Genomic DNA, 13,586 nt, shown 5'->3' with positions numbered 1-13,586 from the left:
AGTGTTTTACAGTAAAAACCAAGATAACAAGCTAAATTGTTAAGAATCCTGAGAAAGCCTTCAGAAATCATGACATTCTCGCTATTGTATTATGCAGTCACATGCTTTTTTAAAGAGATATCTCTTAAATTCCCCAAGACTCTTTCACAATGACACCCCCGTAAATGGTATAAAATGAAATCGATTGATCAGCCCCATCTTTATTTATAATAAAAGTCATACCATCGTACTATTTTTCAACTCTCAATCTCAGCAATCCCCCATTGCCTTTGAAAGAGTTTATAAAAATTATTTTATTTATTTTTCAAATGTTTATTTATATGACAACTTCACACATAACGTGCAAGCGAATACTTTTGATTGATCCGCATAAATAACTTAAAAATGAAAAAAAATACGATATAATGAATTATTAAATATATAAAACAATGAGTTATTATTAGACATCAATTTTTAAAATTAAAAGTTATCATTAAAGATAAAACACATCCTTTATAAAAATAATTTTTATATAAATAAAATCTACTTTTATTCCCATTTTTAAAAATGGGAATAAAGCAAATAAATAATTGCCTCTACAATAATGATTTTTAAATAAATCCAAACGGTTAGAAGTTTTCATTTCTAAAAAATGAAAAACTCTGAAGAATCTTCTTACTTTTAACTCTTTTCAATTGAGAATAAATCAACAAAAGTAAAAAATCTCCTATACATGATCTTTTTCAAGACTTTATCTAAGCAGCCTTCTTAACTGATTTCCGAAAACGAAAAGTCTTTGCACGCTTTACTACCGCTTTTGCTTTTTGCTGCCTCTCATTTTGAGGTGAAGAATTCTTCCGCTGCAACTGTGCAGCATCATCTTTTCGACCTAAAAACTGTTTTTGACGTTTAGATTTTTTAAAACGGCGTTCCTTATCGTTTTCTTTATTTTCTCGTACAATTGGCTTTTCTGGAAACGCTGCAAATTGTTCTGGAACAGCCTCAGCCACCAATTTCATACGAATCAAGCGCTCTATAGCACGCAAGCGGGACCTTTCTATCTTCTCATCAAAAAGCGTAAGTGCTACACCAGAGGCACCATTACGTCCTGTACGACCAATACGATGTACATAACTTTCAGCTTCATCTGGTAAGTCGTAATTAATAACGTGACTTATCCCTGGTATATCAATACCGCGTGCAGCAATATCTGTTGCCACTAGGATCTGCACAGATCTTTCACGAAAAGCTTTTAAAGCAGACTGGCGAGCACCTTGTGATTTATTTCCATGAATTGTTGCGACTAAATATCCTACCTTTTCTAAACTACGCGTGACAGCATCTGCCCCATGTTTCGTTCGAGTAAAAACAATAACCGAATCAAAAGCTGGATTTGTCAAAAGTTTACTTAAAACATTCTTTTTTTCATTCGTAGGAACACAATATAATTTTTGGCAAATCTCTACAGCCGTAGTACCTTGAGGAACAACTTCAATTTTAACCGGATCATTGAGTAAACATTTTGCAAGCACAGCAATTTCCCTCGGCATTGTTGCAGAAAAGAGTGCTGTCTGACGCTCTTGATGCAAAAGCTTTGCAATTTGCTTAACATCATGAATAAACCCCATATCCAACATACGATCTGCTTCATCCAAAATCAAAAAACGAGATTGGGAAAGATCAACACACTTTTCACGAACAAGATCTCTCAAACGCCCTGGAGTCGCTATCAAAACATCCACACCTGCTTCCATACGTTTAATTTGTTTTAAACGTGATACGCCCCCAAAAATAAGACATGTTGAAAGATGTGCTCCTTTCGCCGCAGTGCGAATCGTTTCATCAATCTGAACAGCAAGTTCACGCGTTGGAGCTAAAATCAAAGCGCGTGCAGTTTTAGGGCATCGTTTATCACCTAAAGCCAAAATCTGACTTAAAATAGGCAAACTAAATGCCAAGGTTTTTCCAGAACCTGTCTGAGCAACACCTAAAATATCGTGTCCTTTCAACATCACTGGAATAGTTTGTTCTTGTATAGGTTTAGGTTTACTCATCCCAGCAATGAGTAAATTTTTAATCAAAAGAGTAGGCAAACCTAACTTTGTAAAAACATTTTCTTCTTTTATAGGCAAAATAAAATCTTTCCTTAGCTGAAGAACTCAAAATGAAGTAACCATCTGAACTCTCCACTCAAGAATCCGCGCAAGAGAAATCCCTGACATTTTAAATGAAGCAACGCCTAAAAAGCGGCTTGCGCAACTCATGAACACCTTGAAATCAAGATAAAGGCGTATAAACTTCACTTTACAAAAAGCCAACAAACCAGCCTAAATGCCTTCACCTCTATTATCTTTGGATTATGATAAAAAAGCAAGAACTTTACGAAATACATTTATCATGAATAAAAACAATATTTAGATCGTTTACTTTTTGATGATTGTGTCCATCGGTAAATGTACCTTGATAAAATCAGGATAAATCTCGAGAAAAACTGGATTTTGTAAAGTTTTTTGACCGCCATAAATTAAATACCATTGGTTTTTATCAAAAATCGCCAAAGTTTTATATTGAATGATGCGATCTTTCATCTCAAGAACTGTTGGAATTAAAGCATACAAAGTACCGTTATCAGTTTGTAAATACTCTATATTTTCTTTATCTAAATAATAAGCACCAGAAGGCAACCCCTCAAACTTCTTATGCAACTGTTGAAGAAAATCACTACGTAAAGCACTCTCTGTTGTATTCAATCGATGTGCCATCTCTTTATAAAGCCGCTCAGGCATATAACGAGAAATAGGCATAAAATCCCCATTTTTTATAGCATTATTGACATCAACAACGACTCTTGAAAGTTCATCTTTTTGTACTACTGTTGGCTGAGATGCTAAACTCTGTTGATTAACAATCAAAAAGAAAAATAGACTCAGCACCGAATAAAAAATAGGTTTCATCATTATACTTCTTTTTTTAGTAAAATTTCAGTTTTTCAAATAACAAAATCAAATAACGTTTGATCATCAGTAATATCACGGTAACGCCAACCTAACGTTTGAAATTTTTCCTCTAAAAGACAAAAATTACCGTATTTTTTTGTTTCAATCGCAACCAATACAGAACCAAAGTTTCTCGCTGATTTTTTAAGATATTCAAAACGTACGATATCATCATCTGGCGATAATGTGGAAAGAAAATGACGCAATGCACCAGGATGTTGCGGAAAACTAAAAATAAAATATTTTCTCAACCCTTGGAAACGTAAAGAACGCTCTTTAATTTCTGGCAAACGCTCAAAATCAAAATTACCTCCTGAAATAACAAGAAGAATTTTTTTCCCCTTTAACTCTTGAGGAGGAATACTGTTAAGCGCATCAATCGATAAAGCACCAGCCGGTTCAAGAACCACACCTTCAACATTAAGCATTTCAACCATCGTAGAACAAACGCGATTTTCAGGAACCGTAATGACAGAATCAGGGGGAAATTGCTTTAGAATTGTATAGTTTAGTGCACCAATTTCAGCCACAGCAGCACCATCTACAAAAGTATCAATGCTTTCAAGCTTGACGCGTTTTCCACTCTCCAAACAAGCAAGTAAACTTGCTGCTCTTTGCGGCTCAACAAAACGAAGCTTTGTTTTCCAACCATACTCATGTAGAAACTTGCTCACTCCACTTGCCAAACCACCCCCACCTACCGGCACAATCATCAAATCTGGCTCACTTTCTCCATTGAGTTTTTTCCATTGTAAAGCAGCCTCACAAAGCACTGTTGCTTGCCCCGTAATAATGCGAATATCATCGAAAGGTGGAGCCATTACACCACCGCTCTCTACGACAAAGGATTGTGCAGCTTCATAACATTGATCAAATGTTTCTCCAACCAAACGAATATCAATGAATTCTTTACCAAAAATACGTGTTTTTTCAATTTTTTGTTGTGGCGTTGTCATAGGCATGAAAATCACGCCTTTACGTTTAAAATAACGACAAACAAAAGAAACGCCTTGCGCGTGATTCCCCGCTGAAGCACAAACAAATGCAGAATCTGGTGATATACAGCTAAGCATTTCTGAAACAAAATTGAAAGCACCACGAATCTTATAAGACCGCACCGGTGTTAAATCTTCACGCTTTAAATAAATTTCTGCATCATACTTTTGGCTAAGAAAATCATTTCTTTGAAGTGGTGTTTCAGCAAACACGTGATGCAATCCCACCATAGCTTTTGTGACGTCTTGAATAAATTGACTCATAACACTAATCATTTCATACTTTATTTACATTATAAAAGCTTTTTCTATCGATAAAGGAAACTATTGTCAGTCAAAATTTCACTAAAAAATGAAAAATGTTTCTTTTGTCATTAATTCTTGATTCAATAAAAGATATAGCTTATGAGAGAACTCACATCGCGGACGTGATGAAAACGGTAAACATAGCAGACTTAAAATCTGCCGGTCGAAGACCTTGCGGGTTCAAGTCCCGCCGTCCGCACCATTGTATGTGGATTTCCCCTTATTTTTCAGTAATTTATTAGAAATTAGAAAAAATTAAACCACCTTCTAAACCACCTTTTAAAACCCTATCATAACGCTATCAGATGGTATTGAGATAGTACTAAAACACGAATCATTGCTGCTTTTTTGGGGCATATTTTGGAACTAAATCACCATACCATGTTTTGCTTCGACTCCCCAATTCCCCTCCCCGCCATAAAAGACGAGGAGATAGAATCAATTTTCCAAACTAAGCAGCTTTCGTAACAGACCTTGCTAAAACCCGCTTAGCTTCTTTAATGAGAGCTTTATATTTTCTATTCTCTTCATCGACTCTAAAAACATCAATAAGACGAACATGGATAGGACCTAAAAGATACAAAGCTTTTTCACCAGCACTCATAGCCTCCCAATGGCTTGGTAAATCAAAGCGTGTATCATTATCATAATCAACAGATTGGCTTTTTAACTTTTTCTCACACTCAATAAAGTAACGACGAGCTTGTCTGCCTTTCTCATTGCGTTCAACCATGGAAAGCTCTTTTGCCATGTCTAGAGTGAGGTGATATTCGATACTTGGACGACCACCTTTAGGTTTCGGTAAATTTTTACCGAAACTCATAACACCTTGATTTTCTTGATGGGCATTAGGTTTTACTAAATTTTTAGTAAAACTCACAAAGTCCTTATTTTCTAGGAAACCGTATTCTTTAATACGATTAATAATCCAATCGTTAAAACGAGATGTGACCTTCAAAAACGTATGCAACTCACGTGCATTTACTGTTTGAACTATTTCTTGATCAATTGTTTGTTCCGTAATTTTTATAAGAATGTTCATAATGAACTCCTATGTGTTTAAATGTCTTCTATTGACACTCTAGAAGAGCGCCGGGTGCTAGAAAACACGGCACATAGCCCGTCGTTATGCCTTCCCCAAAAGGGTATTGTATAGCATAACCACACCCGGCAAAGCCATTATATGTGTGTGACATACAATGAGTCAAAGCCTTTAATGTGCGGAGAAAAGATTGTATCGGCAATCTATCCGCTATGTGTCTAAGGTGTTTTCTAGGCACCTGATTCGACAATAGACACATTGTTGTAATCCTGTCAAGTATCTCCTGTTATAAATGCAGCCCACTGTTCCAAGAGAGCATGGCGTTGTTCCAAAAAATCCGTTCGCATATAAGCTATTACTATCCCATACAGCATTTTGATTGTTGATGATCAATTGCAAAACGGAGTGTTGATATTGAGAAGTTTTATTATACCGTCGTTTTTACAAAACGAGCTGTTTAAGCGTCTCTCAACACTTCTTTGAGTCTTGATAGAACTATTAAGAGAATATACCGGAATCCTATCATCTTTACAATTTTCACACCATTTCCCATCTTTAATTTTATAGTGAAATCCTGATTGGATCATACAAGCATGAATCATCGACCATTCATGAATGCCTAATTTGCTATTGTCTATACCGCTACTATAAGGAGATAGCGCACCACACTCTAACAGTGCTTTTCCTACCTCAGTAGAGTTTACACCTGGCTTTTCCCATATAACAAAGGATGTTGAAGGAGGCTTTGAGTTACATCCAGCCATATTTAATAAAGCTATGCAGCTTAATAATTTTAAAGTTTGTTTCATTTTTCCCCTTTTTTAATAGATTTATTGACTATGAGAAGGCTTTAAAGCCTGTTGATGTTTCTTATCTCCATTTTTCAAATTTGTCACTGAACTTCCAGCAAATAGAACACCCTTTTTTCAAAAGGGTGAGATTTCAAATCCAACCCTTCCAAATTCTTGAAAGTCTTCAATATTTTGATGTACAAGCTTTATAACTGTAGCGTGGCTATTCCCCACACCCTCTGTAATTTTTAAAGAGATCTTAACGGCAATACCATCATTACCGATTGTCACTAAATTATTCATGATCAAGCTATTATCAATAATTTTCTGTCACTTTTGTTAACCTGTCTCTACGAGCAGTTCGTTACTTTGGACTTCTTCAAGACAATTCTACAGAATCTCTTTCAGTTTTTTTAGCTTCAATATAACGATCAATTTCAACAAGATCCCATTTTAGGTATCGTCCTTCTTGTATAGGCTTAGGAAAAGCTCCGATTTTTACAAGCTCTCTAATATATGTCATTGACATTCCGAGATAAATTGAGAGATCTTGTATATTGACAAGCCGTTGCAAACGCATCGACAGTAAAGCTTGTTCGAATAAGCTTACTTTTTCTATTGAGGCAGTTAATTTTTCTTCGTTCATTTAAAACTCTCCTTATTATCTAAGTGTTTAGAATAATTATAAATAGGTGGAGGTGCTGGGAGGAGAGAGCACCCCCATAACGTCAAGCGGCTTTTGTCAAAATCTTTTGCATCTCTTGTTCTATTTCTGCTAAAAAGACTTCGACCGCTTGATTAATCTGTTCAATGTGTTCTTCATCACGGTGAATGCGTTTGATTTTCATGCGCAGGTATGTTGATTGCCTCGTAAAACGTGGGTCATAACTGATAAAATCACACCATTTTCGTCCCGTACAAGCCATTTGGAATTGCATTTGCGCACGATATTCAGGCTTTATATGGTCATCTATAAAAAAACGTAGATGATTTGGGGATTGTGGGCATTTGACTTCAACTAAACCGTCATCACTAACAAACCCATCAGGACTAGCCCCCGCCATTTGGATTGTGGGGTGTTGGATAAAACCGCATTGAGAGACTTCAGTATCATAAATGAATGCATATTCTTTCAAGGCATCTTCTTCATGTTCAATGCCCCATTGCATAGCAGGTATTGTATAAAATTGGCTTACTTCTTCTGTTAAACGCTCTGTAATGAGTTTAATTTTGTAGTCTTCATATTTGCTTGTAGGGGTTCCCTTTGCTGTTTTACTGAGTACGTTGTAAACGTTTGATGCGGTGACTTTTCCTAAACGGGCTTGAAACCACTCTGCTGTTCTTTGTTCCATTTCACACCGCCGTTTGTTGCTCTTGTTGAGTTTGTGCATATTCGATATCTTGAATATGGATATATTCTGCTTCTTGTATAGGCGCGTCTATTTGCTTTTGTGGTGAATGAGATTGCTCTGTTTTAGCTTTTTGCCTCTCTTGCAATATATCAAAAATTATTTTTGCTTTTTCATCAGGAATAGCTTCAAGGCTCTCGACTTTTGCATAATCAAGTATCCTTTTTTCATTGGTTCCAGTTTCTTCAATTAATTCTTGGATTTGTATAAGCATGTCATGAGAAACAAGTTGTACTTGTGTGGTATTATTAATACGAGCCGCTTCATCTTCTTCATAAATACCGGACAAACCGAAAGCGTAACGAGCACATTGTATAGTTGCTTTATGACGCAACATGCGTGCTGGATATTTTTCCCATGGTTCACTTTTTTCTTTCTTACATTCCGATAAATATTCTGTGACCTCGATAGGGTCTTTAATGCCTTTGAGACGAATAGCGCATTTTATAGCAATCAGATTACCATCTTTATCGAGTTGATCTTGAAAAGTCATGCCATCGAATTGAGAATTAGATTTGATGATCTTAATCCAGCCATCAATAGAGACAACAGGGATAATACCGCCGCCTTTTTTAGGGAATGCATAGATTTCTTTTGTTAATGGGTTTAATCCATAAGTATTGGCAACACAGATAAAAGCAGCGAATTCTTCATCAGAGAAGTTATGATTGATACATGTTTTGATAATTGTTTTACGAAATTCATCATGAGAAAAGCCATATTTGCTTGCCATGGTTGTTAAAGAAGAATTTGTCATTATTGTTTCCTTGATTTGCACGCAATTCTCCCGTGGCGTGAATCATGCTTGTGTTAAAAGTTGTTTGGTTTTAAAATTTTTATGTCTTGAGGAATTCTTGTGTTTCCGCGAATATTAGCTAATCCACAAACTTTGGCATTTCTAAAAATCTTGACTGCGTCGTAAATGCGAGCATTCTCATAAACTTCTGCATTTCTAAAAATCTCAACATTTCCATAATGAATGTCATCTTCATAGAAATTAGAGCACGATATAATGACATCACCATAAACTTTAGCATTGTTATAAATGAGAGCAGGACCACAAATTATTGTATTCCCAGATACATAAGCATTGTCGTAAATTTGGGCACTATTCCTTATTCGTGCATTTTCAAAAACTTGTGCGCGACTATAAATGTGTACGTTACTGTAAACTTCTGCGTTACCGTAAACACGAGATTCGTCGCGAACAACAGCCTCACCAAAAACATGTGCATTACCAGAAATTTCTGCATTACCGTAAACAACAGCACGACTATAGACTTGTGCATCGGAATAAACAGAGGCATTTCCACTAATATAAGCGCCATCAAATATCTTGGCATTATGAAATAATGGTAGCTCTTTCAAGCACCTTGGCATCATCATAAACCCAGCAATTGCCATCATGACCTAAGTTTTTTTCCTTTTCAATAAATCCACCTAAATCACCTTTCTTTACTTTGCCAAAGTCTCTTAAGGCGCGGATACGGTGTAGAGTTACCCCTTTAAACTCAGCTTTCTCATCAGTAAGTTCGTACTTCTTTTCCATCAGTTTGCTCCAGTGGATATTCTGCTATTGCTGCCAATCCAATCTTCACAACGTAAATCCGCATCACCGTAAATTTTTACATTTCCGTAAATGTGTGTATTACCGCCAACTTTTGCATTTCCATAAACGCTTGCCTTATCGTAAACATATGCTTCATAATAAACATGAGAATTGCCATAAACATGTGCATGATCAAAAACTTTAGTGTCACCGTAAACTAATGCATCACCGTAAATTTTTGCATAATTGTAAACTTTTGCTTCATCAGAAACGAGTGCATCTCCATAAACCCGCGCATCACCATAAACATAGGCATAACCGGAAATATGTGCATTTTGATAAACACGAGCATTATCATAAACCCTAGCATAATCTCCAACCCAACAATCGCCCCCATGACTAAGATTGCCTTCCTTTTCAATAAAACCGCCAAGGTCACCTTTTTTGACATTTCCAAAATCTTTTAATGCACGTATGCGGTAAAGCGTGCGTCCGCCAACTTCATCCATTTCATCAGTCAATTCGTATTTTTTTTCCATGATTTATCCCCCTACCTTAAAATAGCGTCACTTCCATAAAATGCTGTATCGCCGGCTACTATGGCATTACCACGAACTTTTGCGTTATTATAAACTTCGGCATCATCATAAACCTTGGCATTTTCAGAGATATATGCATTTTGATAAATACAAGCATTGCCTCCAACCCAGCAATTATCATCATGGCTAAGATTCCATTCACTCTCGACAAAGCCTCCAAGGTCGCCTTCTTTGACATCATCAAAATCTTTTAAGGCGCGTATGCGATAAAGCGTTATTCCATCAATTTTGATTGTTTCATCAGTGAGTTTATATTTCTTTTTTATCATGATAACCTCCTCTTAATGCATGCTTTGTCTTTTAAGCTCTTGAGACAACAGCCCCATGCCTTTTGTGGTAATTTTTGCGCAAGGAATAACTTTTTCTATTCCACTTGCGGTTTGAAGTGTGATGGTTGGACAATCCATAAGTTGCTTTTGGATTTTGTCTTGATACGGTAGCAAATTTCCACCCGCTGCACGTCTGTAAATCCACCCTTTTTGCTGTAAGAATTGAATGAATTGTTTTGGTTGCATCTCGAGTATTTTAGCAGCTTCTGTAAGACCAAAGGGCCCATCATGGCGCTGTAAGCTTTCAAGAGCCATGGCTTTTGGTGTTAAATCTTCAATGATGGTGTCTTTTTGATCTATTTGACCTTGTAGGTAATTCAAAAAGCCAATCATAGCCTTTGGACTTGAATAGTCGATTTGTGGTGTTACTGCTTGCTTTTCCAATTCTTGCCAACGATCAATTATTTTTGCTCGTAAGGCAGTGCTATAACCAGATACGAGAATTAAGCATTCACGTTTGGGGAGGTTATAACAAGGTCGGTTTTCACCTTTGCCATCAAGATAATAACCACTAAAATCACCCCCCCAAATTTGGGGGCGTTAAGTTCTTCAAGCATTTTCTTGATATCACGCATAACATGGTCATGTCTTTTACCGCATAACTCTGCAATTTCACGACTGGACATAGTTTGAACAGTTTGGTTATTAAAATTGCTTTTGGCCGTTGTGACAAAATTATGCATGATGGACTCCTTTCAAGAAGCTTGTATTTTTTTCATATGTTCTAATAAAATTTTGCATCATCACTTCCTTAATTAAAGAAAATGCAAGATTTGATATAATTGTCTGCCCATGTTTCTATGGCGTTCTGTTTGAGCAACTTTTCTTGCTGCGTGAATTTTGAAATGATGATTATCGGTTTTATCTGTTTCTATTTCAGATTTTGAACAAATCTTTTTTTTGTTCCATTCTTGTTTTGTAAAAACAAAATCCACACCTTCTTTTAGATCAAGCTTTTCAACACAATCATTAAACCAAGTATTAAAATCTTGTTTTAAATTTAAGTACCTATGCATGACATGGGCATTGACCATTTGGACATAACCAATACTATTGTCTGCCTCGTTTTCAGGTATGAGATATCCTTCACTATCATTATCATGTGTGTTCATAAGTTTACTCTAATCAATTATTGATGGGAAAAAGGGGGCGCTTTTTCAAACGCCCTTAAGAATTTTAAAGTACATCACAAGGACGCAAACGATGTTGTTGTTCGTAAGTACCGTAGACCTCATCATTATATTTTTCTTCTGCTAACTCAGATAAAAGATCATGGTAAGCATTACTTTCACGTACAAAGTAATGAACCTCACTATCCTCATGGAGATGTTCAATATTTGCTTCTACATATGCGTCTGCAATCTCTTCAGAGATATCTTCACAATTATTCTCAGAAGGATTTATACGAAAGATTTGGATTGCATCATCTACCTCAGCAACAATGCTTAGAATTTGGCTTGCATCAAGTGGTCCAGACTCTGCAATGTTTTGATTATCATCGTAGGCAACTAATAAAATTTCATTGGAATTTATAAGAATTGGCTTATCCATAATTTTTCCTCCCTAACGCCTCTTGGCGATTGTTTGTGCGTGGTTTATGGAATATATATAATACGCATAATGCATACTTATCAACAATAAAATATGCGTTGTGTGTATTTTATTTTTAACGGTATAAAAATCTTGTAAGAAGATTTTTTCTAAATGACGATTCTCATGAAAGGGGAAGGTGAATGGTTATGAAAATAATAAAAAGTGATATAGAACTAGATAACAAAATAACGCATCTGGTTTCTACATTTAGTAATGAAAGAAAAAAAGCTTTTATTTTTTTTCTTTTGCATGCAGGCGATTTAAAAGGTGAAGAATTGTTTCTTTATCTGGTTGAGTTGTTTTTTGCAGTAGATTAATAATTTGCTCATCAACAGTTTTTTTTGTCGCAGGAATTGGAAAGGAGGGGCCTTCTCCCTCTCCAGTTAATAACCATCCTTCACTAATTCTAAATGCTTTTGCATATTTCGCAGATGCCCGCGATATTCCTCTTAATCCTTGTTCGTGCTGTATATAGCTAGAGTAGTTCCAGCCAAAATATCTAGCTGCTTCTTTAGCACTTCTAAAACCACGCGCTAAACGCGCTTTTATTAATCTAGCAGATTGGTCTATCGTGTTACTAAGCATTTTTATCTCCTTAATATATTCATATTGCATATAATTGGTATGCGTTTCGACTTGACTTTTAAGTACTCATAATGCATATTATTTTTTATGGGAAAAATAGCAGTAAAACAGTTACGTAAAAATCTGAATTTAACTCTGAAAGAAATGGCAGAACGGTTAGGCGTCAACAAGTCAACAGTATGGCGTTGGGAAAAATATGGTGTTCCTTCAAGAGGAGCCGTTGCATATCTTCTCGAAGCGTTATGGAATGAACAATCTCCTCCAACGCCTGCTTTTATCAAGGGTTTCACTGTTTGCATGAAGCCATGTGAACAAAATGAAATGTTGCAATCTCAATATGAAGAAAGAAAATAAAAATGGACAGTTTGGCAGCGATGATTGTGTTTTTTATAGTCAATGTAATCATGTTTTTTGCTGGCTTTTACTTTTATAAAATGACGGAAACGCATGAAAAAGAGACAGATAAAATAATGGAAAACATAATACGTAAACAAGAAGATTTAATTCAAACACAAAAAGATTTAATGGAAAAATTAATCGCTTTTGAGACTACTCTCCTCGAATGGTAGTAAAAAATTTGGCCAAAAAGTAGTTTCAAGTACTTTTTCTGCATGATTTGATGAAGTGTGTTCAATGATAAAGATTGGTGTGCTTACGATATCTGGTTTTAGGTGGCGAACTGTGAAAGTAAATTCTGTTTCTTCATGTGCATCCAAATTAAAACAATCGAAAATAATCTGTGATTCTAAATCTGCTACAAAAGGATTTGTTAAGGGTATATATTTTTCATTTTCTGGTTGTAAATACATTGGATATTTTCCCAAAAAACCACCGTTATTAAGCGCAAATAGGTTTTCGTTGTGTAACCGAAAATTATTTATTCTCATTGTTTGTTCTGTGGGATTTTCTATGATGACATGTGCCTCAATGAAAAAGTCTTTACCATATTTATGTGCTGTTGCTTCTTTTATGGTAACCTTCAACTTTGGACCCAAGTCTCGTATTTGTTTCTCTGCCCATAAAATGGAGACATGCTCTTTTGCAGCTTCAGTTTGTTTTTTTAGCTGTTCTAATTGCCTTTCTATATTGTCTAAATCTTCTTCTCGTTTTTTTGCAGATTTTTCTAAATCTTCTTGGCGGATTTTGTCTGCTTCTTTACGGTCTTTGTTTCTTAAAATAAGCGCTACCGAAAGTAACAAGATATTGATTTATAATGATAATCTAGCGTTATTCATATTGAATGAGAGTCCCGAATAACGTAAGATTCTCTCATTTCAAATCTGTTTATCTTGAATCAATCAAAACCACACCCTTGCACGTCAAAAGCGGGGCTGGCGTGTGGGTAAAATTTATACAAGAAAGGACTAAAAATGGCTCTTATGAACCGTCTTAATGCAAGATCTGTCGCAACAT

General features: G+C 35.8%; 19 protein-coding genes, 1 tRNA gene and 2 pseudogenes. 3 read left to right on the top strand and 19 right to left on the bottom strand.

From position 1 onward, the window contains the following. Positions 1-734: 734 nt before the first annotated feature. From ACFIM8_RS08045 to ilvA, 3 genes are all read right to left on the bottom strand, one after another. On the bottom strand, positions 735-2,111 hold the full coding sequence (locus tag ACFIM8_RS08045) for a DEAD/DEAH box helicase (RefSeq protein ID WP_375608746.1): 1,377 nt from the start codon (positions 2,109-2,111) through the stop codon (positions 735-737). A 291-nt stretch (positions 2,112-2,402) separates the two neighbouring features. Further along, on the bottom strand, positions 2,403-2,933 hold the full coding sequence (locus tag ACFIM8_RS08040; protein ID WP_375608748.1) for a hypothetical protein: 531 nt from the start codon (positions 2,931-2,933) through the stop codon (positions 2,403-2,405). 35 nt (positions 2,934-2,968) lie between these two features. Beyond that, positions 2,969-4,246 (bottom strand): threonine ammonia-lyase IlvA, encoded by a 1,278-nt coding sequence (ilvA, locus tag ACFIM8_RS08035; RefSeq protein ID WP_375608747.1) that lies wholly within the window; start codon positions 4,244-4,246, stop codon positions 2,969-2,971. A gap of 146 nt (positions 4,247-4,392) precedes the next feature. Here ilvA and ACFIM8_RS08030 point away from each other — a divergent pair. Beyond that, a tRNA-Leu gene (locus ACFIM8_RS08030) sits at positions 4,393-4,478 on the top strand. 249 nt (positions 4,479-4,727) lie between these two features. Here the strand turns inward: ACFIM8_RS08030 and ACFIM8_RS08025 are convergent. The 15 genes and pseudogenes from ACFIM8_RS08025 to ACFIM8_RS07955 all read right to left on the bottom strand — a co-directional run bounded on the left by ACFIM8_RS08025 (position 4,728) and on the right by ACFIM8_RS07955 (position 12,173). After that, complete coding sequence (locus ACFIM8_RS08025; protein ID WP_375607458.1) at positions 4,728-5,318, bottom strand: antA/AntB antirepressor family protein; 591 nt, start codon at positions 5,316-5,318, stop codon at positions 4,728-4,730. Positions 5,319-5,590: 272 nt separating this feature from the next. Beyond that, a pseudogene (locus tag ACFIM8_RS08020) lies at positions 5,591-5,671 on the bottom strand (integrase dna protein); the annotation flags it as partial. A 36-nt stretch (positions 5,672-5,707) separates the two neighbouring features. After that, positions 5,708-6,127 carry a hypothetical protein gene (locus ACFIM8_RS08015; protein ID WP_375607459.1) on the bottom strand — a complete coding sequence of 140 codons (420 nt, stop codon included), beginning with the start codon at positions 6,125-6,127 and terminating at the stop codon, positions 5,708-5,710. Positions 6,128-6,244: 117 nt separating this feature from the next. Then, a complete protein-coding gene (locus tag ACFIM8_RS08010; RefSeq protein ID WP_167309078.1) occupies positions 6,245-6,412 on the bottom strand; it encodes a hypothetical protein in 168 nt (55 codons plus the stop codon). Between the two features lie 76 nt (positions 6,413-6,488). Then, the gene (locus tag ACFIM8_RS08005) at positions 6,489-6,755 is read right to left on the bottom strand and encodes an AlpA family transcriptional regulator (protein ID WP_019221612.1); all 267 of its coding nucleotides are present in this window, start codon (positions 6,753-6,755) and stop codon (positions 6,489-6,491) included. Between the two features lie 82 nt (positions 6,756-6,837). Then, positions 6,838-7,461: a lambda exonuclease family protein gene (locus tag ACFIM8_RS08000; RefSeq protein ID WP_375607460.1), complete on the bottom strand. Its 624-nt coding sequence runs from the start codon at positions 7,459-7,461 to the stop codon at positions 6,838-6,840. Position 7,462: 1 nt separating this feature from the next. Next, positions 7,463-8,275: a phage recombination protein Bet gene (gene bet, locus ACFIM8_RS07995; protein WP_375607461.1), complete on the bottom strand. Its 813-nt coding sequence runs from the start codon at positions 8,273-8,275 to the stop codon at positions 7,463-7,465. Between the two features lie 53 nt (positions 8,276-8,328). Further along, positions 8,329-8,886, bottom strand: coding sequence for a hypothetical protein (locus tag ACFIM8_RS07990; RefSeq protein WP_375607462.1), 558 nt, complete (start codon positions 8,884-8,886; stop codon positions 8,329-8,331). Then, positions 8,861-9,067 carry a hypothetical protein gene (locus ACFIM8_RS07985; RefSeq protein ID WP_375607463.1) on the bottom strand — a complete coding sequence of 69 codons (207 nt, stop codon included), beginning with the start codon at positions 9,065-9,067 and terminating at the stop codon, positions 8,861-8,863. Before ACFIM8_RS07985 ends, ACFIM8_RS07990 begins: the two co-directional genes overlap by 26 nt. Then, positions 9,067-9,606, bottom strand: coding sequence for a hypothetical protein (locus ACFIM8_RS07980; RefSeq protein WP_375607464.1), 540 nt, complete (start codon positions 9,604-9,606; stop codon positions 9,067-9,069). Before ACFIM8_RS07980 ends, ACFIM8_RS07985 begins: the two co-directional genes overlap by 1 nt. Positions 9,607-9,617: 11 nt before the next feature. Next, the gene (locus tag ACFIM8_RS07975) at positions 9,618-9,935 is read right to left on the bottom strand and encodes a hypothetical protein (RefSeq protein WP_375607465.1); all 318 of its coding nucleotides are present in this window, start codon (positions 9,933-9,935) and stop codon (positions 9,618-9,620) included. 12 nt (positions 9,936-9,947) lie between these two features. After that, positions 9,948-10,678, bottom strand: a pseudogene (locus ACFIM8_RS07970) (Rha family transcriptional regulator). Between the two features lie 72 nt (positions 10,679-10,750). Continuing rightward, complete coding sequence (locus ACFIM8_RS07965) at positions 10,751-11,107, bottom strand: antA/AntB antirepressor family protein (RefSeq protein ID WP_375607466.1); 357 nt, start codon at positions 11,105-11,107, stop codon at positions 10,751-10,753. A gap of 64 nt (positions 11,108-11,171) precedes the next feature. Next, entirely contained in the window at positions 11,172-11,546 is a 375-nt protein-coding gene (locus ACFIM8_RS07960; protein WP_375607467.1) for a hypothetical protein, read from the bottom strand. A gap of 273 nt (positions 11,547-11,819) precedes the next feature. After that, the gene (locus ACFIM8_RS07955; protein ID WP_375607468.1) at positions 11,820-12,173 is read right to left on the bottom strand and encodes a helix-turn-helix domain-containing protein; all 354 of its coding nucleotides are present in this window, start codon (positions 12,171-12,173) and stop codon (positions 11,820-11,822) included. 87 nt (positions 12,174-12,260) lie between these two features. On the opposite strand from ACFIM8_RS07955, the gene ACFIM8_RS07950 reads away from it, so the two are divergent. Together ACFIM8_RS07950 and ACFIM8_RS07945 are read left to right on the top strand one after the other, a co-directional pair. Next, positions 12,261-12,527, top strand: coding sequence for a helix-turn-helix domain-containing protein (locus ACFIM8_RS07950; protein WP_375607469.1), 267 nt, complete (start codon positions 12,261-12,263; stop codon positions 12,525-12,527). Between the two features lie 2 nt (positions 12,528-12,529). Next, positions 12,530-12,742, top strand: coding sequence for a hypothetical protein (locus ACFIM8_RS07945; RefSeq protein ID WP_375607470.1), 213 nt, complete (start codon positions 12,530-12,532; stop codon positions 12,740-12,742). Here ACFIM8_RS07945 and ACFIM8_RS07940 read toward each other — a convergent pair. Next, complete coding sequence (locus ACFIM8_RS07940; RefSeq protein ID WP_375607471.1) at positions 12,707-13,372, bottom strand: hypothetical protein; 666 nt, start codon at positions 13,370-13,372, stop codon at positions 12,707-12,709. The genes ACFIM8_RS07945 and ACFIM8_RS07940 overlap by 36 nt on opposite strands. Positions 13,373-13,586 lie beyond the last annotated feature (214 nt).

Source organism: Bartonella sp. AC535YNZD (assembly GCF_042196625.1).
GTDB lineage: Bacteria > Pseudomonadota > Alphaproteobacteria > Rhizobiales > Rhizobiaceae > Bartonella.
This window is presented reverse-complemented; position numbering and strand designations above follow the sequence as displayed.

Bases quoted from the DNA above. Each gene is read 5' to 3' on its own strand.
- ACFIM8_RS08040 (WP_375608748.1), bottom strand. From the start codon at position 2,933: ATGAAACCTATTTTTTATTCGGTGCTGAGTCTATTTTTCTTTTTGATT.
- ilvA (WP_375608747.1), bottom strand. From the start codon at position 4,246: ATGATTAGTGTTATGAGTCAATTTATTCAAGACGTCACAAAAGCTATG.
- ACFIM8_RS08025 (WP_375607458.1), bottom strand. From the start codon at position 5,318: ATGAACATTCTTATAAAAATTACGGAACAAACAATTGATCAAGAAATA.
- ACFIM8_RS08015 (WP_375607459.1), bottom strand. From the start codon at position 6,127: ATGAAACAAACTTTAAAATTATTAAGCTGCATAGCTTTATTAAATATG.
- ACFIM8_RS08010 (WP_167309078.1), bottom strand. From the start codon at position 6,412: ATGAATAATTTAGTGACAATCGGTAATGATGGTATTGCCGTTAAGATC.
- ACFIM8_RS08005 (WP_019221612.1), bottom strand. From the start codon at position 6,755: ATGAACGAAGAAAAATTAACTGCCTCAATAGAAAAAGTAAGCTTATTC.
- ACFIM8_RS08000 (WP_375607460.1), bottom strand. From the start codon at position 7,461: ATGGAACAAAGAACAGCAGAGTGGTTTCAAGCCCGTTTAGGAAAAGTC.
- bet (WP_375607461.1), bottom strand. From the start codon at position 8,275: ATGACAAATTCTTCTTTAACAACCATGGCAAGCAAATATGGCTTTTCT.
- ACFIM8_RS07985 (WP_375607463.1), bottom strand. From the start codon at position 9,067: ATGGAAAAGAAGTACGAACTTACTGATGAGAAAGCTGAGTTTAAAGGG.
- ACFIM8_RS07980 (WP_375607464.1), bottom strand. From the start codon at position 9,606: ATGGAAAAAAAATACGAATTGACTGATGAAATGGATGAAGTTGGCGGA.
- ACFIM8_RS07975 (WP_375607465.1), bottom strand. From the start codon at position 9,935: ATGATAAAAAAGAAATATAAACTCACTGATGAAACAATCAAAATTGAT.
- ACFIM8_RS07965 (WP_375607466.1), bottom strand. From the start codon at position 11,107: ATGAACACACATGATAATGATAGTGAAGGATATCTCATACCTGAAAAC.
- ACFIM8_RS07960 (WP_375607467.1), bottom strand. From the start codon at position 11,546: ATGGATAAGCCAATTCTTATAAATTCCAATGAAATTTTATTAGTTGCC.
- ACFIM8_RS07955 (WP_375607468.1), bottom strand. From the start codon at position 12,173: ATGCTTAGTAACACGATAGACCAATCTGCTAGATTAATAAAAGCGCGT.
- ACFIM8_RS07950 (WP_375607469.1), top strand. From the start codon at position 12,261: ATGGGAAAAATAGCAGTAAAACAGTTACGTAAAAATCTGAATTTAACT.
- ACFIM8_RS07945 (WP_375607470.1), top strand. From the start codon at position 12,530: ATGGACAGTTTGGCAGCGATGATTGTGTTTTTTATAGTCAATGTAATC.